General features: G+C 69.8%; 16 protein-coding genes. 10 read left to right on the forward strand and 6 right to left on the reverse strand.

Annotated features, from left to right (window positions below; all coding sequences use genetic code 11):
- The first annotated feature begins 36 nt into the window (after positions 1 to 36).
- The 5 genes from lysS to M3E84_RS03175 all read left to right on the forward strand — a co-directional run bounded on the left by lysS (position 37) and on the right by M3E84_RS03175 (position 6,049).
- A complete protein-coding gene (gene lysS / locus M3E84_RS03155) occupies positions 37 to 1,590 on the forward strand; it encodes a lysine--tRNA ligase (RefSeq protein WP_311200419.1) in 1,554 nt (517 codons plus the stop codon).
- A gap of 6 nt (positions 1,591 to 1,596) precedes the next feature.
- Positions 1,597 to 1,830 (forward strand): hypothetical protein, encoded by a 234-nt coding sequence (locus M3E84_RS03160; RefSeq protein WP_053446827.1) that lies wholly within the window; start codon positions 1,597 to 1,599, stop codon positions 1,828 to 1,830.
- A gap of 181 nt (positions 1,831 to 2,011) precedes the next feature.
- Entirely contained in the window at positions 2,012 to 2,347 is a 336-nt protein-coding gene (locus M3E84_RS03165) for an Lsr2 family protein (RefSeq protein WP_259894549.1), read from the forward strand.
- A gap of 314 nt (positions 2,348 to 2,661) precedes the next feature.
- Positions 2,662 to 5,316, forward strand: coding sequence for an ATP-dependent Clp protease ATP-binding subunit (locus M3E84_RS03170; protein ID WP_259894550.1), 2,655 nt, complete (start codon positions 2,662 to 2,664; stop codon positions 5,314 to 5,316).
- A 148-nt stretch (positions 5,317 to 5,464) separates the two neighbouring features.
- Complete coding sequence (locus M3E84_RS03175) at positions 5,465 to 6,049, forward strand: amino-acid N-acetyltransferase (protein WP_024289204.1); 585 nt, start codon at positions 5,465 to 5,467, stop codon at positions 6,047 to 6,049.
- 25 nt (positions 6,050 to 6,074) lie between these two features.
- Here the strand turns inward: M3E84_RS03175 and M3E84_RS03180 are convergent, their stop codons facing one another.
- Positions 6,075 to 7,055, reverse strand: coding sequence for an A/G-specific adenine glycosylase (locus M3E84_RS03180; RefSeq protein ID WP_259894551.1), 981 nt, complete (start codon positions 7,053 to 7,055; stop codon positions 6,075 to 6,077).
- 23 nt (positions 7,056 to 7,078) lie between these two features.
- Here M3E84_RS03180 and M3E84_RS03185 point away from each other — a divergent pair, with 23 nt between their 5' ends.
- Positions 7,079 to 8,572 carry a hypothetical protein gene (locus M3E84_RS03185; protein ID WP_259894552.1) on the forward strand — a complete coding sequence of 498 codons (1,494 nt, stop codon included), beginning with the start codon at positions 7,079 to 7,081 and terminating at the stop codon, positions 8,570 to 8,572.
- A 34-nt stretch (positions 8,573 to 8,606) separates the two neighbouring features.
- Here the strand turns inward: M3E84_RS03185 and radA are convergent, their stop codons facing one another.
- Together radA and M3E84_RS03195 are read right to left on the reverse strand one after the other, a co-directional pair.
- The gene (radA, locus tag M3E84_RS03190; protein WP_137802744.1) at positions 8,607 to 9,995 is read right to left on the reverse strand and encodes a DNA repair protein RadA; all 1,389 of its coding nucleotides are present in this window, start codon (positions 9,993 to 9,995) and stop codon (positions 8,607 to 8,609) included.
- 56 nt (positions 9,996 to 10,051) lie between these two features.
- Positions 10,052 to 11,212, reverse strand: coding sequence for an aromatic acid exporter family protein (locus tag M3E84_RS03195; protein WP_137802745.1), 1,161 nt, complete (start codon positions 11,210 to 11,212; stop codon positions 10,052 to 10,054).
- Positions 11,213 to 11,528: 316 nt separating this feature from the next.
- On the opposite strand from M3E84_RS03195, the gene pstS reads away from it, so the two are divergent.
- From pstS to pstB, 4 genes are all read left to right on the forward strand, one after another.
- The gene (gene pstS / locus M3E84_RS03200; RefSeq protein WP_259894553.1) at positions 11,529 to 12,590 is read left to right on the forward strand and encodes a phosphate ABC transporter substrate-binding protein PstS; all 1,062 of its coding nucleotides are present in this window, start codon (positions 11,529 to 11,531) and stop codon (positions 12,588 to 12,590) included.
- 176 nt (positions 12,591 to 12,766) lie between these two features.
- On the forward strand, positions 12,767 to 13,744 hold the full coding sequence (gene pstC, locus M3E84_RS03205; protein ID WP_259894554.1) for a phosphate ABC transporter permease subunit PstC: 978 nt from the start codon (positions 12,767 to 12,769) through the stop codon (positions 13,742 to 13,744).
- Positions 13,744 to 14,877: a phosphate ABC transporter permease PstA gene (gene pstA / locus M3E84_RS03210; protein ID WP_259894555.1), complete on the forward strand. Its 1,134-nt coding sequence runs from the start codon at positions 13,744 to 13,746 to the stop codon at positions 14,875 to 14,877. Before pstC ends, pstA begins: the two co-directional genes overlap by 1 nt.
- 35 nt (positions 14,878 to 14,912) lie before the next feature.
- Positions 14,913 to 15,692, forward strand: coding sequence for a phosphate ABC transporter ATP-binding protein PstB (gene pstB / locus M3E84_RS03215; protein WP_259894556.1), 780 nt, complete (start codon positions 14,913 to 14,915; stop codon positions 15,690 to 15,692).
- Between the two features lie 177 nt (positions 15,693 to 15,869).
- Here pstB and M3E84_RS03220 read toward each other — a convergent pair whose 3' ends face one another.
- The 3 genes from M3E84_RS03220 to M3E84_RS03230 all read right to left on the reverse strand — a co-directional run bounded on the left by M3E84_RS03220 (position 15,870) and on the right by M3E84_RS03230 (position 18,479).
- Entirely contained in the window at positions 15,870 to 16,901 is a 1,032-nt protein-coding gene (locus M3E84_RS03220; protein WP_259894557.1) for an inorganic phosphate transporter, read from the reverse strand.
- A 3-nt stretch (positions 16,902 to 16,904) separates the two neighbouring features.
- Positions 16,905 to 17,525 carry a hypothetical protein gene (locus M3E84_RS03225; protein ID WP_259894558.1) on the reverse strand — a complete coding sequence of 207 codons (621 nt, stop codon included), beginning with the start codon at positions 17,523 to 17,525 and terminating at the stop codon, positions 16,905 to 16,907.
- A 237-nt stretch (positions 17,526 to 17,762) separates the two neighbouring features.
- Positions 17,763 to 18,479, reverse strand: a complete 717-nt coding sequence (locus M3E84_RS03230) for a hypothetical protein (protein ID WP_259894559.1) — start codon at positions 18,477 to 18,479, stop codon at positions 17,763 to 17,765.
- Positions 18,480 to 18,481: the final 2 nt, after the last annotated feature.

Genomic DNA, 18,481 nt, shown 5'->3' on the forward strand with positions numbered 1-18,481 from the left:
CCCCGGCGCCCGGGCCGATGGCTATCCTGGGGGACTGTGACCACTGATCAGACGCGCGAGAACGCAGCCAGCCCCGCACCCGATGCCCCGTCCGCCGCGGCCGAGGCCGCCCGCCCCGACGAGCAGCGGCAGTTCCGCATGGACAAGCGCGCCGCGCTGGTCGATTCCGGCCGCCAGGCCTACCCGGTCGAGGTCCCGCGCACCCATACGCTGTCGCAGGTCCGCGACGGCTGGGAGCACCTGGAGACCGGCGAGGAGACGGAGGACGTCGTCTCCGTGACCGGGCGCGTGGTGTTCGTGCGCAACACCGGCAAGCTGTGCTTCGCCGCCCTCCAGGACGGCGACGGCGTCCAGCTGCAGCTCATGCTCTCCAAGGCGGTCGTGGGCGAGGAGTCGCTGGCCGAGTGGAAGTCCCTGGTGGACCTGGGCGACTTCGTGGCCGCCACCGGCACCGTGATCCGCTCCCGCCGCGGCGAGCTCTCCGTCATGGTGACCTCCTGGCAGATGGCCTCCAAGGCCCTGCGGCCGCTGCCCAATCTCTACGAGGGATCCGAGCTCAGCGAGGAGACCCGCGTCCGGCAGCGCTACCTGGACCTGCTCGTGCGCCAGGAGGCGCGCGACGTGGTCCGCAAGCGGGCCGCGATCATCTCCGCGGTGCGCCGCACGCTCGAGGACGAGGGCTACATCGAGATCGAGACCCCCGTGCTGCAGCTCGTGCACGGCGGCGCCACGGCCCGTCCGTTCGCCACGCACCTCAACGCGTTCGATCAGGACATGACCCTGCGCATCGCCACGGAGCTCTACCTCAAGCGCGCCGTCGTGGGCGGGGTGGAGCGGGTCTTCGAGATCGGGCGGGTGTTCCGCAACGAGGGCGTGGACTCCACGCACTCCCCGGAGTTCACCACCCTGGAGGTCTACGAGGCCTGGGGCGATCAGTTCTCGCAGGCCGAGCTCATGCAGCGCATGATCGTGGCCGCCGCCGACGCCCTGGGGATCGACGGTCCGCTGCGCACCGCCAAGGGCGAGATCGACCTGCGCGGCGAGTGGCCGTGGCTGAGCGTCTACCCGGGGCTCTCGGAGGCCGTGGGACAGGAGATCACGCCCGAGACACCCGCCGAGGCGCTGCGGGCGATCGCCGCCGAGCACGACGTCTCGGTGGATCCCGCCTGGGGTGCCGAGAAGCTCGTGATCGAGCTCTTCGGAGAGATCGTGGAGCCCACGCTGATACAGCCCACGTTCGTGTGCGACTACCCGCCGGCGGCCCAGCCGCTGGCCCGGCCGCACCGCGACAAGCCGGACGTCATCGAGGCCTGGGACCTGATCATCGGCGGCATGGAGCGCGGCACCGCGTTCTCCGAGCTGATCGACCCGGTGGTGCAGCGCGAGCGGCTCACCGAGCAGTCTCGCCTGGCCGCGGCCGGCGACGACGAGGCCATGCAGCTCGATGAGGACTTCCTGCGCGCCCTCGAGCACGGCGCCCCGCCCATGGGCGGACTGGGGCTGGGCCTGGACCGTCTGATCATGCTCTTCACGGATCTGGGCATCCGCGACACGATCCTGTTCCCCTTGATGAAGCCCGAGAAGGACTGATCCGCCATGGGCGAATACATCGCTGTGCTCCTGCCCTCGATCGGGGTGGGGCTGATCTTCTGGTTCACCATGCGGGCCCTGTTCCGGGCCGATCGCGGTGAGCGCCGTGCGCAGGAGGCCGTGAATCGCGATCAGGCCGATGCCGAGAAGTGGTATCAGGATCTGAAGGCGCGGGAATCCGGCGGACGCGGTTCCGCCCGGAGCGGATCCGATGAACATCAGGATGCACCGCGCAGTTGATTCTTCTCCGATTCCCCGGCTTCTCCGAGCCGGGGAATTGCTTTCAGCGGCATCCGATATCTATAGTTGCGGGCAATAGGGGATCCTGAGTGCGCAATTCGTTGTGATCGGGCCCGGAATCGGCTCCGCGGATCTCCTGACCGCACGAGCACATCGAATCGATGATGAAGGAGCTCCACACATGGCGCAGACCGTGAAGATCATTCTCGAGGACGACCTGGACGGCGGCCCCGCGGACGAGACCGTCCGCTTCGGCCTGGACGGCACGCAGTACGAGATCGACCTCTCCTCCGCCAACGCGGACAAGCTGCGCGCGGCCATCCGCCCGTACGTGGGCAAGGCCCGCCGGGCTCAGGCCAAGCAGGCCGGCCGCCCCGCTGCGAAGTCCTCGGGCACCCGCGCCAATCCGGACACCCCCAAGATCCGTGCCTGGGCGAAGGAGAACAACTACAACGTCTCCGATCGCGGCCGCATCCACCAGGAGGTCCAGGACGCGTACTACGCCGCTCACAAGTGAGCGCGCGCGGCCTGAGGGATTCATCACCGAATCGATAATCTCAGGTCGCTTCGGAAACGAACTCGTGGTGGATGCCCGCAGGTATTCGATCTGAGATTGCCGTTCCATCGCTGTGCGAATCCCCGCTCGTCCTTCCGGACGTGCGGGGATTCCTCATTCGGGGACCGCCGTGCCCAGAGCGGCGCTGCCCCCGGCCGCCTCTCAGAAGGCTCCTGCGGGAGGCGGTGCGGGGCCGTCTCGCCGGTGGCGAACAATGGCGGCGAGACCCTCCGGGGTGCGTAGCATCGATGCCAAACATCGACTGAGGAGTATCCATGTTCGAACGCTTCACCGATCGGGCCCGACGGGTCGTGGTCCTGGCCCAGGAGGAGGCCAGGATGCTCAACCACAACTACATCGGCACCGAGCACCTGCTGCTGGGCCTCATCCACGAGAACGAGGGCGTGGCCGCCAAGGCCCTGGACTCGCTGGGCATCACCCTCAACGGGGCCCGCGAGCAGGTCCAGGACATCATCGGCCCGGGTCAGCAGGCCCCCTCCGGGCACATCCCCTTCACGCCGCGGGCCAAGAAGGTCCTGGAGCTCTCCCTGCGCGAGGCGCTGCAGCTCGGGCACAACTACATCGGCACCGAGCACATCCTGCTGGGCATCATCCGCGCAGGCGAGGGCGTGGCCGCCCAGGTGCTCACCAAGCTCGGCACCGAGCCGCAGAAGGTCCGCTCGACCGTCCTGGACCTGATCTCGGGCTACCAGTCCGGCGGCGAGGAGAAGGAGACCGCGGGCGCAGGCGCTCGCACCTCCGGCGAGGGCACCCCCGCGGGCTCGGCTGTGCTCGACCAGTTCGGGCGCAACCTGACGGCAGCGGCCCGCGAGAGCCAGCTCGACCCCGTGATCGGGCGCGCCCGCGAGATGGAGCGCGTCATGCAGGTCCTGTCGCGGCGCACCAAGAACAACCCGGTGCTGATCGGCGAGCCGGGCGTCGGCAAGACCGCCGTGGTCGAGGGCCTGGCCCAGGCCATCGTGCGCGGCGACGTCCCGGAGACGCTCAAGGACAAGCACCTCTACACGCTGGACCTCGGCTCGCTCGTGGCCGGCTCTCGCTACCGCGGCGATTTCGAGGAGCGCCTCAAGAAGGTGCTCAAGGAGATCAAGTCCCGCGGCGACATCATCCTGTTCATCGACGAGATCCACACGCTCGTCGGCGCGGGTGCCGCAGAGGGCGCGATCGACGCCGCCTCGATCCTCAAGCCCATGCTGGCCCGCGGCGAGCTGCAGACCATCGGCGCCACCACGCTGGATGAGTACCGCAAGCACATCGAGAAGGACGCAGCGCTCGAGCGCCGCTTCCAGCCGATCCAGGTCGACGAGCCCTCCGAGGCGCACTCGATCGAGATCCTCAAGGGCCTGCGCGACAAGTACGAGGCGCACCACCGCGTGTCGATCTCGGACGAGGCCCTCGAGGCCGCCGTGCACCAGTCGGCCCGCTACATCTCGGACCGCTTCCTGCCGGACAAGGCGATCGACCTGATCGACGAGGCCGGTGCCCGCCTGCGCATCAAGCGCATGACGGCCCCGCCGGAGATCAAGGAGCTCGACGAGCGCATCGCCAAGGTCAAGCAGGCCAAGGAGGATGCGATCGAGGGCCAGGACTACGAGAAGGCCGCCTCGCTGCGCGATCAGGAGCAGAAGCTGCTGTCCGAGCGCGATGACAAGGACACCGCCTGGCGCGAGGGCGGCGACCAGGTGGCCGAGGTCACCCCGGAGGTCATCTCGGACGTGCTCTCCGCGGCCACGGGCGTGCCGCTGTACCGCCTGACCGACGAGGAGTCCGGCCGCCTCATCCGCATGGAGGAGGAGCTGCACAAGCGCGTCGTGGGCCAGGAGGAGGCCATCACGGCTCTCTCCCGCTCCATCCGACGCACGCGTGCGGGCCTCAAGGACCCCAAGCGCCCCGGCGGGTCGTTCATCTTCGCCGGCCCCACGGGCGTCGGCAAGACGGAGCTGGCCAAGTCGCTGGCGGAGTTCCTGTTCGGCGATGAGGACTCCCTCATCACGCTGGACATGTCCGAGTACCAGGAGAAGCACACGGTCTCGCGGCTGTTCGGTGCCCCTCCCGGCTACGTCGGCTTCGAGGAGGGCGGCCAGCTGACCGAGAAGGTCCGCCGCAAGCCGTTCTCCGTCGTGCTCTTCGACGAGGTCGAGAAGGCGCACCAGGACCTGTTCAACTCGCTGCTGCAGATCCTCGAGGACGGTCGACTGACCGACTCGCAGGGCCGCGTGGTGGACTTCAAGAACACCGTGATCATCATGACCACGAACCTGGGCACCAAGGACATCTCGCGCAGCGTCCCCATGGGCTTCCAGGCGGGCAACGACTCGACCACGAACTACGAGCGCATGCAGCAGCGCGTCAACGACGAGCTCAAGGAGCACTTCCGCCCCGAGTTCCTCAACCGCGTGGACGAGATCGTCGTGTTCCCGCAGCTGGAGGAGAAGGAGATCGTCCAGATCGTCGATCTGTTCGTCGCCCGTCTCCAGGAGCGCCTGCGCGAGCAGGACATGTCGATCGTGGTCTCGGACGCCGCCAAGAAGGTGCTGGCCAAGCGGGGCTACGACCCAACCATGGGCGCCCGTCCGCTGCGCCGCACGATCCAGCGCGAGATCGAGGACACGCTTTCGGAGAAGATCCTCTTCGGCGACATCAAGGAGGGCGAGCGCGTCTCCGTGGATGTGGACGGAGACGGCGACGACGCCAAGCTGACGTTCTCGTCGGTGGCCATGTCGGAGCTGCCGGACACGGAGTTCTCCGACGACGACCAGGACGGCTCCGCTCAGGATCCGGATCTGGTGCCCGGTGAGGTGCCGTCCGGGACCAACGTCCCGCACAGCACCGACGGCGACACCGGATCGGCCGGCGCCGAGGCTCCCGAGCCCGGCCACGGCCCGGAGTCGGGTCCGACCACGGCCTGATCCTCCGGCACGGGGCCGATCCGCTGCGGCACCTGTCATCGACGCCCTCTCCGAGCTCAGCTCGGGGAGGGCGTCGTCGTCTGCGCTCTCCGGGCTCGGCCGGGGCCCCGGCGAGGGCGAGGGTCGCGGGCGGTCGTACACTTTCCGGATGACTCTCGAGCTGCGCCTGCGCCCTGCCACCACGGGCGACGTCCACGCGATCAAGGCCCTCGTGGGTCCGCTGGCGCAGGAGGGCGTGCTGGTGATCAAGGAGACCGTCGCGTACTACGAGGGCATCCAGGAGTTCCTCATCGCCGAGCTCGTGGACGACGACCCCTCCGGCGCCGGCCTGGTCGACGAGTCCGGGATCGCCTACGGGCAGCCGTCGCCCAGCGGGACCTCGGCCCGGATCGTGGGCTGCGGGGCCCTGCACGTGATGTGGCAGGACCTCGCCGAGATCCGCACCCTGGCCGCCGACCCGCGGGTGCGTGGGCAGGGCGTGGGGTGGCGGCTCGTGGAGGCACTGCTGGAGCGGGCGCGCAGGCTGGGGGTGGACCGGGTCTTCTGCCTGACCTTCGAGGTGGAGTTCTTCCAGCGCCAGGGCTTCCGGGTCATGGCCGATCAGCGCCCGATCGACCCGGACGTCTTCGCGGAGCTGCTGCGCTCCCATGACGAGGGCGTGGCCGAGTTCCTGGACCTCGCCCGGGTGAAGCCCAACACGCTGGGCAACACCCGGATGATCCTCACGCTCTGACGGGGACCGCGCAGACCGGTCGGGATCAGCCGGGCAGAGCGATCCTGTCGCCGCGGCGGTGGGCCAAGCCATCGGAGACCAGGCCGTCGACCGCGCGCTGTCGCTGCTCGACGGGGGATTCCAGTGTCAGCAGGGCCTCGAGGGGGCGGGCCAGATCCGCACTCGCGCCGCGCGGCAGGGTGACCTGCTGGTCCCGCGTCAGCCAGCTCTCCGGGACCGGCTGATCCGCGGCGCGCAGCACCGCCATGACCGCGCCGCGCACCTGCCGGTCGGTGCCCTTCCAGGACTGTCCCCGCGGGGCCTCCTCCGGCTCCGGGCGACCGGCTGCGATCCAGGCGCAGAGATCCTGCACGGGGCACTGGTCGCAGCGCGGAGACCGAGCCGTGCAGATCAGGGCGCCGAGCTCCATCACGGACTGGTTCCACACCACCGAGGCCGCGCGCTGCTCGGGCAGCAGCGAGCGCGCCAGACGGGTCTCGGCTGCCGTCAGGGACCGGCTCGGCAGCCCCTTGCCGGAGAAGAGGCGAGCGTGCACGCGTCGGATGTTGGTGTCGATCACGCACTGGCGCTCGCCGAAGGCGAAGGCCGAGACCGCCGCGGCCGTGTAGGCCCCGATGCCCGGCAGCGCCAGCAGCTGGTCGTGCTCGCGCGGCACGCGGCCGCCGTGGTCCGCGACGATCGCCTGTGCGGCGGCCTGCAGCCGCAGGGCCCGTCGGGGATAGCCCAGGCGGTCCCAGGCGCGCAGGACGTCGGCGGTCGGGGCCTCGGCAAGGTCGGCGGGGGAGGGCCAGCGCCGCATCCAGTCGAGCCAGCGGGGCAGCACGCGCACCACGGGAGTCTGCTGGAGCATGATCTCCGAGACCAGCACGCCCCAGGCGGTGCGCTCGGGGCAGCGCCAGGGGAGGTCGCGGCCGTCGCTGGCGTACCAGGCGGCGATCCGGTCGCGGATCTGCGCGAGTCGCTGAGCATCCTGAGGTGAGGGATCGGCGATGTGCGGGCTGGGCATCGCGCCACTGTAGCCTGGAGGCCATGGCACGGGACGACGCGGATGACGGGCGCAGGGACGCCCCCTGGGACTTCGATCTGCCGGATCTCGGAGCCTCCACGACCCCCGAGCATCACCGGCGCCGCCGCCGTGCCGAGCAGCAGGAGGCGCCGCAGACCCCGTCCGAGGAACGATCGCAGCCCCGGACGCGCTCGAGCTCCGAGCCCGCGACGCGGTTTTCGCCGCAGCGCACGGGTCGCAGACGGTCCTCCGAGGACCCGCTGGATTTCGAGGGCCTCGACGACGACCCCATCGATCAGGACGACCACGACCTGATCCCGCACTCCGCCGAGGAGCTGTCCACGGTGGGCCCGGGCCCGCGCGGTCCCCAGCTGCCGGACGACGATGACGTCCCCGACGACTTCGGGGCCCCTCAGCCGTACTCCTCTGCTCCGCGCAGCTCAGCCGGTGCAGGGTCCCGCGACGGGGCTGCTTCGTCTTCTTCCGGTGCGCGCTCCTCGCGCGCAGCCTCCGCACCGGAGGACGACCTGCTGCCTGCTTGGGCCACCGGCAAGCCTGCGCGACGGCGCCCGGGCCGCGCCGCCGGGGCGGCTTCATCGAGGGAGCAGGCCGCTCCCGGCGATGCGCTTGAGCACCAGCGCCGAGCCCAGAGCGGTCGTGTCGAGGAGCTGAGCGGTGGGGACCTGGACCGTGAGGAGCGGCGCGGCTCAGCGGGACGTCGTCACGGCCAGCCCGCAGGCGGTGCGCGCCCTGACCGCAGGCGGCACGACGACCACGATCGCGACGCCTGGGGCGACGAGCACGGCTATCCCGAGGACTGGGACGACGAGCGCGGATATGCCGAGGACTGGGACGACCAGGACTGGGCGGAGGCACCGGAGGCTCGGCAGCCGCGGTGGCGCAGCTGGATCGGTGATCCGCAGCGGCTGACCCGCCTGCTGGTCCCGGCGGCTGTGGTGCTGCTGCTGATCGCGGTGGGCATCTGGTCGGTGAACGCGCTCACCGGCGGCTCGGAGACGGCCGATGACCCCGAGGCGGTGGCCACCGAGGCGGCGCAGTCGGAGGATCCCTTCGACGGCTTCTCCGCGCGCCCGCAGGACGAGACCACCGACGGCGCCAGCGGCCCGGCCGCACAGGCCTGCGGCGATGCCCTGAAGATCACGGGGTCCACGGACCACAAGACCTATGCCGAGGACGCGGACCCGATCCTGATCATGACCATCGAGAACACGGGCGAGGACCCCTGCATGGTCAATGCCGGCACCGCGCGCATGGACTACACGGTCACCTCCGGCTCAGACACGGTCTTCGACTCGAAGCACTGCCAGATCGACGGCCAGGACCGTCCGATCGAGCTCGAGGCCGGGGGCAAGGAGAGCGCCCGGATGCAGTGGAACCGCCAGCGCTCGGCGGAAGGGTGCGCCGAGGATCTCGAGGACGCCGCGGCCGGAGGCTATGAGCTGGAGGTCTCGCTGGGCGAGGACTCCGCGGAGCCGGTCGAGTTCACCCTGAAGTGAGACAGGTCAGGACGGCGGGAAGAAGTGAGACAGGTCAGGACGGCGGGAAGAAGATCTGCAGGGCCTCCACCAGGCTGGTGACCTCGCGGACGCGGAAGCCGTCCGGGATGCTGCTGAGCCCCTGCGGGCTGGCCGGGACCACGGCGTGGGTGAAGCCCAGCCTGGCGACTTCCCGGATGCGCTGCTCGATCCCCGGAACGGGCCGGACCTCTCCGGCCAGGCCGACCTCGCCGAAGCACACGAGGCGCTGGGGCAGGGGCTTGTCCTGTGCGGCCGAGGCCAGTGCCAGCGCGGTGGCCAGGTCCGCGGCGGGCTCGCCGAGGCGCACACCGCCCACGGTCGAGACATAGGCGTCCATGGAGGCCAGTCCCACACCCGCTCGGCGCTGCAGGACGGCCAGCAGCATGGCCACCCGCGAGCTGTCCAGACCGGAGGTGGCGCGGCGCGGCTGGGCGGTCGAGGACTGGTCCAGCAGCGCCTGGACCTCCGCCAGCAGGGGGCGCCGCCCCTCCATGGTCACGGTGAGGCAGGTCCCGGACACCGGATGCGCGGTGCGCGAGACGAACAGCCCGGAGGGATCCGAGACCGAGCGGATGCCGCTGTCCACGAGCTCGAAGCAGCCGACGTCGTCGGTGGGGCCGTAGCGGTTCTTGACCGCGCGCAGCAGCCGGATGCTCGAGTGCTTCTGGCCCTCGAACTGGCAGACCACGTCCACCAGGTGCTCGAGCAGCCGGGGTCCGGCGATGGTCCCCTCCTTGGTCACGTGCCCCACGAGCAGCACGGTCATGCCCCGCGACTTGGCCGCGGCGATCAGGGAGGCGGCCACCTCCCGCACCTGGGTCACGCCGCCGGCGGAGCCGTCGACCTCGGCGCTGGCCAGGGTCTGGACGGAGTCCACGACCAGGACCTCCGGCGATAGTGCCTCCACCTGTCCCAGTGCGGTGGACAGATCCGTCTCCGAGGTGAGGTAGAGGGAATCGGCCAGCGCGCCCACTCGGTCGGCGCGCAGCTTCACCTGGGCCGCGGATTCCTCTCCCGTGATGTACAGGACCGAGCGCGGACCGCGCGGTGCGGTGCCCTGGGCCACGCGAGCCGCGACATCCAGCAGGAGGGTGGACTTGCCGACGCCGGGCTCACCGGCCAGCAGGATCACCGCGCCGGGCACGAGCCCGCCGCCCAGGACGCGATCGAGCTCTCCGACGCCGGTGGGGACGCTGGTGGCCTGGGTGGCATCCACCTGGGCGATGGGCTTGGCGGGATCGGCGATCGAGCGGGCCGGGGTGGTGCGGGCCTTGTGCTCGCCGACCTCCTCCATGGTCCCCCAGGCCTGGCATTCGGCGCAGCGGCCCACCCACTTGACGGTGCTCCACCCGCATTCCGTGCAGCGGTATCCCGAGGAGCTGCGCTTGGACCTGGTGCTCATGCCGTCGACCTCATGGCTCACACGCTAGGAACCGGGTCCGACAGCACAGCGGGTGCTCACATGCGGTCCCAGTCGTCGAGGGCCGGCAGGTGGGCGATGGCGTCCTCGTGGTCCATGTTGGTGGCCTCGAGGAGGTCCACCGCCAGCGGCCGCATGAGCAGCACAAGGGTCTGGCCCTCGAGGGTCTGCACGCCCATGTCCTGGGGGTTCAGGCGCTCGGCCACGGTGATCAGCTCGTTGCGCGCCTGGCGCAGGAACGATTCGCGCGACTCCCGCTGAGGGACGGCCAGGGCGCGGCCCACCGTGTCGGTCGAATCCGCCATGTCCCTCAGGCATTCGGAGATCGACTCGATGGCAGCCGGTGCCAGGGTGACGTGGTTGATGACCCCGGCCACCCGGCGCACCAGCACCCGGCTGTCGCGCGCGGCCAGGTCCAGGTAGTGCGCCGAGATCGCGATCTGCTCGATCTCCGAGCGGTGGCGCCGATGCACGGGCGCTGCCGCGGCGATCTCCTGGGAGGCCTGCAGCGCGGTCTTCACGGAATCGATCTCGGACTGGGTGCGCCGGGCGCGCACCAGGCAGTGCCATGCGGCCGTGGAGTCGTCCTCGGTGATGGCCTGGGCGGCCTCGCGCAGCACGGCGGAGAGCTCATCGGTCAGCCGGCGCACGTGCACACGCGGCTGGCGGCGGGGGTCTGAGGGGACCAGGTAGGCCATGAGCAGGGCGAAGACCCCGCCCACCATGGCATCGGTCGAGCGGGCGAACGCGCCGTCGGACGACGGCGGCAGCATGACGACCAGCAGCGACTGCAGGGCCATCTGCGTGGTGAACAGGACGCCGCTGTCCAGGAACCGGGCCAGCAGGATGGACACCAGCATGACGACGCCGCCCTGCCACGTTCCGACGCCGATGAAGTGGATCAGCACCTCGGCCAGCGCGATGCCGAGCGTGCAGCCGATGGCGACCTCGAGCACGCGCCGGTAGCGCTGCCCGCCCTTGGAGAAGCCGAGGGCCACGGTGGCCGCCGTGGCCGCGAAGATCGGCCCCGTGTGCCCGAGCACGTTCTCGGCGAAGACGAAGGCGCCGATCGCGGCGACCGTGAGCTGCAGGGCCTGCAGGATGTCGCCGCGCAGGCGAGCCCCGCCGGCGCGGGCGCGCTCGCTGAACTCCCTGCCGGCGCGGTGCACCAGCCCGGGACTCTGCTCGGCTTCGCTCATGCGAGCCATCCTAGGTGCATCTGGCCCCCTCGCCGGTGGCACCGAGGGTGCCTCGATGCTGGCCGCTCGGGAGCTTGCGGTCCGCATGACGACGCTCACGCCATCAAAAAATATGTGCTCAGCAATACATAAAGACCGCCGAAGGGTCGGGGAAGTTCACCTTCCGTTCACGGCCTGAGCGGAGTCCGGCTACGTGCCGATCCTAGAGTCGGTGAGCGTTGGGTGGGCTTGGCCGGGAATTCGGGGCCTTCGTCCAGCGCCGCCGGACCTCACCGGCACGTCAGCTTCAGCAGAACCACAGGAACAGGGGCACCACGTGAAGGCTTCTCGCATCGGCCAGAGCGCCGCGATTCTCTCCATCGGCGCTATCGCACTGACCGCTTGCGGCGGCGGCGGCGGCACGACCACGCTGCAGGGCGCGGGCGCGTCCTCGCAGGAGGCGGCCATGAACGCCTGGTCGGATGGCGCCGGCGAGCTGGATCCGGCCGTCGAGGTCCGCTACTCGCCGGATGGCTCCGGCGCCGGCCGCGAGGCCTTCCTGGCCGGCGGCGCGAGCTTCGCCGGCTCGGATGCCGCCATGGACGAGGAGGAGTTCGAGTCCTCCAAGGAGCAGTGCGGCGACAAGGGCGCGTTCAACGTCCCCGCCTACATCTCCCCGATCGCCGTCGGCTTCAACCTCGAGGGCGTCGACACCCTCAACATGGATGCCGGCACCATCGCCCAGGTCTTCTCCGGCGAGATCACCACCTGGAACGACCCGGCCATCGCCGAGCAGAACCCGGATGCCGACCTGCCGGACACGAACATCACCGTCGTGCACCGCTCGGATGAGTCCGGCACCACCGAGAACTTCACCGACTACCTCCATGCCGCTGCACCGGATGCCTGGGCGGATGAGGAGTCCGAGTCCTGGCCGATCTCCGGCCAGGAGAATGCCCAGGGCACCTCCGGCGTGGTCTCCACCGCTTCTGACACGGAGGGTGCGATCACCTACGCCGACGCCTCCGCCATCGGCGACCTGGGCACCGTGGCCGTGGGCGTGGGCGAGAACTACGTCGAGTACAGCCCCGAGGCCGCCGCCGCGGCTGTCGATGCCTCCCAGCGGGTCGAGGGCGGTGCCGAGAACGACATGGCGCTCGAGCTGGACCGCAAGACCGAGGCTGACGGCGCCTACCCGATCATCCTGGTCTCGTACCACATCTACTGCAACGAGTACCAGGACCAGGACACCGCCGACGCGGCCAAGGCCTTCGGCCAGTACGTGGTCTCGGAGGAGGGCCAGCAGGCCGCTGCCGATGCTGCGCACTCCGCTCCGCTGAGCGAGTCCATGCGCCAGGAGGCGAACGACTCGATCGACCAGATCGCCGCCAGCGAGTGATCCGCGGCGCGCAGGCCGCTTCATGCGGTCTGCGCGCCCCTGCGACGGGCCCGCCCGGGCCGCCCTGAGGAGAGATCCCGGAGCACGGGGCGGGCCCGTCGCTGTGGCCGCTGGCCGCAACCACGAGCGGCCCGACGGACCGCCGATGACAGCATCTACACCCGAAGGGGTCGACCATGTCCACCAATGTCTCTGAGAAGAGGCCGCCGGAGCAGAAGCCGGAGGGCTCTCGGACCTTCGCCTCCGGCTCGAAGGGCGGCCGATTCGGCGATCAGCTCTTCTCCGGGCTGAGCCTGGCCGCGGGCATCCTGATCTTCGTGATCCTGCTGGCGGTCTTCAGCTTCCTCGGCTGGGAGTCCGCTGACATCCTGACGATCCCGGGATCCGCCATCACCGGCGGCGAGGGGTTCTTCGGCTACGTCTACCCGATCGTCCTGGGCACCCTGATGGCGGCGGTGATCGCACTGCTGATCGCCACCCCGCTGGGGATCCTCGTGGCCCTCTACATCTCGCACTTCGCTCCGTCCAAGGTCGCCAAGCCTGTCGGCTACGTGATCGACCTGCTCGCAGCCATCCCCTCGGTCGTCTACGGCGCCTGGGGCATGACGGTTCTGGCGCCGGCCCTGGTGCCGTTCTACAACTGGCTCGCCGAGAACTTCGGGTGGATCCCGCTCTTCGAGGGGCCCGCATCGAACACGGGCCGCACCATGCTCACCGCGGGCATCGTTCTGGCGATCATGATCCTGCCGATCATCACTGCCATGTCCCGTGAGCTGTTCGTCCAGACGCCCAAGCTGCACGAGGAGGCCTCGCTGGCCCTCGGCGCCACGCGTCTGGAGATGATCGGCCAGGCCGTCTTGCCCTTCGCCCGGGCAGGCATCATCTCCTCGGTCATGCTGGCCCTGGGCCGCGCTCTGGGCGAGACCATGGCCGTGGCCCTGGTGCTCTCCACCGGCGGCCTGCAGTGGTCGCTGATCCGCACCGGCAACAACACCATCGCCGCGGAAATCGCGCTGAACTACCCGGAGGCCTTCGGCAACCGGTTCACCGAGCTCATCGCCGCCGGCTTCGTGCTCTTCATCATCACCCTGATCGTGAATCTCGCAGCACGTGCGATCACCGCCCGCTACAAGGAATTCTCGGGGGCCAACTGATGTCGACCAACACCACTGAGCAGCACTCCGAGGTCCGGAGCTCCAAGAATCAGAACTCGCTCACGTCCGGCCAGCGCCCTACGTGGCTGATCCCAGCCATCCTCATCGCCGCGATCATCGTCGGTGCCGCCCTGGCCGCCGTCGTGAGCTTCAGCGTGGCCCTGTGGGCCTTGTTCGCGGCCGTGATCTTCCTGATCGCCGCGCCGATCGCCGTCACCTCGATCGAGGGCCCCCGCCAGGGCAAGAACGCCGCACTGACCTACCTGGTCTATGGCGCCTTCATCCTGGCGGTCATCCCGCTGATCTCGGTCATCTGGACGGTCCTCTTCCGAGGCATCCCCACGCTGTCGCCGGAGCTGCTGACCACCACCATGTCCAGCGTGACCGCCATCGACGACCAGCAGAGCGTCGAGAACGGCACCGGTGTGGAGGGCGGCATCCTGCACGCCATCGTGGGCAGCGTGGTCGTGACCCTGTGCGCCACCATCATCTCGGTGCCGATCGGCCTGCTGACGGCCATCTACCTGGTCGAGTATTCCAACGGCAACGCACTGTCGAGGGTCATCACCTTCCTCGTGGACGTCATGACCGGCATCCCGTCGATCGTCGCCGGCCTGTTCGCCTCGGCCCTGTTCACGATCATCCTGGGCCAGCAGGGCGTGCGCATGGGCATCGTCGGCGCGGTGGCGCTGACCGTGCTGATGATCCCCACCGTGGTGAAGTCCACGGAGGAGATGCTGAAGGTCGTGCCCAATGAGCTGAGAGAAGCCTCATATGCCCTCGGCGTGCGCAAGTGGCGTACGATTCTGAAGGTGGTCATTCCCACCGCGATCTCGGGCATCGCTGCCGGCGTCACGCTGGCCATCGCCCGAGTGATCGGTGAAACGGCGCCGCTGATGGTGACGATCGGCTTCCTGGACTCCATGAACTGGAACCCGTTCGACGACTGGATGTCCTCGCTGCCGACCTTCATCTATCAGCAGCTGATGCGACCGATCTCTCCGACCACTCCGGAACCGTCCACTGATCGCGCCTGGGCCGCCGCGCTCGTGCTGATCCTGTTCGTCATGCTGCTGAACCTGGTCGCGCGACTGATCGCCAGTGCCTTCGCGCCCAAGACCGCCGGCCGCTGAACCCTCCGACGACTGAGAAAGAAGCTCTGAACCACATGTCGAAGCGAATCGACGTCGAGAACCTCGATGTCTACTACGGAGATTTCCGCGCCGTCGAGGGCGTGAACATCGATATCGACCCCAACACGGTCACGGCATTCATCGGCCCGTCGGGCTGCGGCAAGTCCACGGTGCTGCGCTCCCTGAACCGCATGCACGAGGTCATCCCTGGTGCGTACACCACCGGCAAGGTCATGATCGACGGCGAGGACGTCTACGGTCGCGGCGTGGACCCGGTGACGGTCCGATCCACGATCGGCATGGTGTTCCAGCGCCCCAACCCGTTCCCCACCATGTCCATCCGCGACAACGTGCTGGCCGGTGTGAAGCTGAACAACAAGGCCATCTCCAAGAAGGACGCCGACGAGCTCGTGGAGTCCTCCCTGCGCGGCTCCAACCTCTGGAACGAGGTCAAGGACCGTTTGGACCGCCCGGGCTCGGGCCTGTCCGGCGGCCAGCAGCAGCGTCTGTGCATCGCTCGCGCGATTGCCGTGAAGCCCGAGATCATCCTCATGGACGAGCCCTGCTCGGCCCTGGACCCGATCTCGACCATCGCGATCGAGGACCTGATCCACGATCTCAAGAAGGACTTCACGGTCGTGATCGTGACCCACAACATGCAGCAGGCCCAGCGCGTGGCCGACCGCACCGCGTTCTTCAACCTCGAGGCCACCGGCAAGCCCGGCAAGCTCGTGGAGTACAACGACACCACGAACATCTTCCAGAACCCGCAGCAGCAGGCCACCGAGGACTACGTCTCCGGTCGCTTCGGCTGATCGGCAGGGCCTGCCCGCGCAGGCTTTTCAGCGGCACTCAGCGCCCCCGCTCGGATGGATCCGAGCGGGGGCGCTGTCGTGCTCGGGCGGCGTGCCCGGGAGCAGATCGAGCGGTCCCGCGGCGTGCGTCGGGGGCAGGAAGCGCAGCGGCGACAGCCGGGGAAGGCAGGGGGTCCTTCAGAGGCTCAGCAGCGGGGAAGCTGCAGCGACCAGCACCGCGCTGGCCGCGGCGCACATGGGGATCGTGACGATCCAGCAGCCGATGACCTGGACGACGACCACGTGGTGCGTCGAGCGGAAGCGCTGGTTCACGCCCGCGCCGAGCACGGCGGCGGTGGTCGTCTGCGACGTGGACATCTGCAGGTCCGATCCTAGGGCGACGGGCAGCAGCAGGGCGCCGGCCACGGCCTGAGCGGTGGCACCGCGCACGGCATCGGGGCGGACCATGCGGGAGGAGATCGTGCGGGCGATCTGCCAGGCGCCCAGCAGGCTTCCGCCGGCCAGGCAGACCGCGACGATCGCGGCGATCGCACCGGACGTCTCGGGTCCCTCCATGGAAGACATCCCCGACAGCCCCACGACGGCGGTGAGCAGGGCGATCATGCGCGGTCCGTGGATCACACCGTGGCCGAGATTCACCGCTGAGGCGCCGATGGCCAGGGCCACACGTGCCCCCAGGGTGACCTGGTCGGCTTCGAAGCGGCTGGCCAGGTGCACCACGGGGATCAGCAGAGCCCAGGCCAGGGCGAAGGCCAGCAGCGGGCCCACGAGCATGGGCAGCAGCATCAGGCCCAGTGGCCATTCGGCGCGCGGGGGAGAGCTGGCCAGACCCAGGGCCGCGGCGGTCAGGGAGGCTGCGACCAGCGAGCTCGTCAGCGTGGCCCCCATGGAGGCGGGCAGGCCGCGCCGCCAGGTCATCAGGGCCCAGCCGATGCTCACGATGAGCGAGCAGGCGAGCACCAGCAGACCTGTGCGCGGGTCGGGGAGCAGGGTCTGCAGATGCTCCGTGACTTGCTGCAGAGGCACCAGCAGCACTGCCAGCCCCACCCCGAGGACATTGAGCGCGGCTGCCGTCACCAGAGCCGTGCGGGCGGTGAGTGCCCGATGGCGCACGGGGACCGCGATCGCGTTGGAGACGTCGTGCCCGGAGCTGATGACGGCGAAGGCCAGAGCCAGGACGAGGACGGCCGCGGTGGCTGCGAGCAGCACGGATCAGGCCTCGGAGATGCTGATGCGCCCGACCTCGTGGGCCAGTGCCGTCATGGAGCGGGCGGCCTCGTGCAGCTGATCGGCCGTCTGCAGGGACTCGAAGGCCTCTGCGGGCTCCAGATCCCGGAACAGGCGCTGGCGGTGCACCAGGTAGGTCCGCTCGGTCTGCTTGCGCAGACGATGCATGTCGAACCAGTACTCGTCGAGCCCCTCGAGGGACTGCAGCCGCAGCATGGCCGTGCGCGAGAGCGAGGCCATGTGGCTGATGCTGGAGAGCTGCTCCGTGGTCTGGGTGCCGTGGGAGAGGCGGTGCGGGTCGGTGGCCAGGGCCTCGACGCACAGCTGGAGGTGCTCGGAGGCCTCCGCCAGGTGGCCGCTGAGGATGTAGATGTCCGAACGGGGCAGGGGCAGGGCGTAGGTGGTGCGCGCCGAGGTCATGGCCCCGAAGTGCAGATCCGCGGTCCGGGTGCCGATGCCGGTGGCCAAGTTCCTCAGCTCGTCCACGTGATCGCCCTCGGCGGGCAGAAGCTCGGAGCAGCAGCGCACGGCCTCCTGCACCTGGTCGCTGAGCTGCGCCAGGGTGTGCAGCACCCCGCTGTCCTCGGGAAAGACACGCAGTGCCATGGAGCCATGCCTTCGGTCACTGGAGGGAGAAGCCCGCAGCGGCATGGCTGCGGGGCCTAGTCGTGGATCGGCCTGTGGCAGGTCGGTGGTCTAGGGGTGCCGGACCGGGAGCGCCTCTCGGCGTGTGGCCGCTCGTAGCGGCTGAATGATGGAGCCCGGGGCTGCCGCGGCCCGGCACCTGCTTCCTATTGTAGGAGCCGCCCCCGGCGATGGGTCAAAGCGGCAGATGGGCCGTCCTCAGTCCAGCGAGCTGGCTCGCCAGGCCCGCGCGGCGGCCTCGAGGTCCTCGGCGGTGCGCTCGAGGCGCTGCGCCCCGGCGATCTCCTGGCGCGCCATCCGCTCGCCGTCCAGCTCGGCGGCCGCCGCCTCGACGGCGAGCTCTCCTGCGGAGGGAGTGCTCGGAACGCGCTCGGGGGTGCGCCGGGTCTCGTCGTCCGAGGCCCAGGGGTCGCCCAGGCGGGTGCGGCCCAGTGCCGTGACGCGGCAGAAGGCGGCGAAGCGCTCCAGGGCGACGTCGAAGTCGCCGTTCCAGGCCCCGGAGAGGATCGCGTCGGCCATGGCGCGGATCTCGGCAGCCCGCGGCGGGTCTGCCACGCCGGCCACCACGGTGGAGACCTGGGCGGTGTCGCGCCCGGCCTCGAACCAGCGGCTCAGCCGCACCGGATCCGCCTGCACGGCCGAGCGCAGGGCGTAGAGCCTCCACAGCGCCCCGGGCAGGCTCACCGGAGGGGCCTCCGACCACAGGGCGGCCAGACCATCGAGTCCCTCGGTGTCCGTGAACTCGACGAGCCGACGCCGGACCTCCGGGTCCTCGTGGCCGCGACCGCGGTGCAGCACGGCCGCGGCCGTGACATGGGCGGCCTCGGCGAGCATGGCCGGATCGACCCCGCCGATCCTCTGATCGAAGAGGGCGGGGTCGAACTTCACCGGGCGGTGGTGATCACGAGCAGACATGC

Source organism: Kocuria sp. p3-SID1428, assembly GCF_025149945.1.
Lineage (GTDB): Bacteria > Actinomycetota > Actinomycetes > Actinomycetales > Micrococcaceae > Kocuria.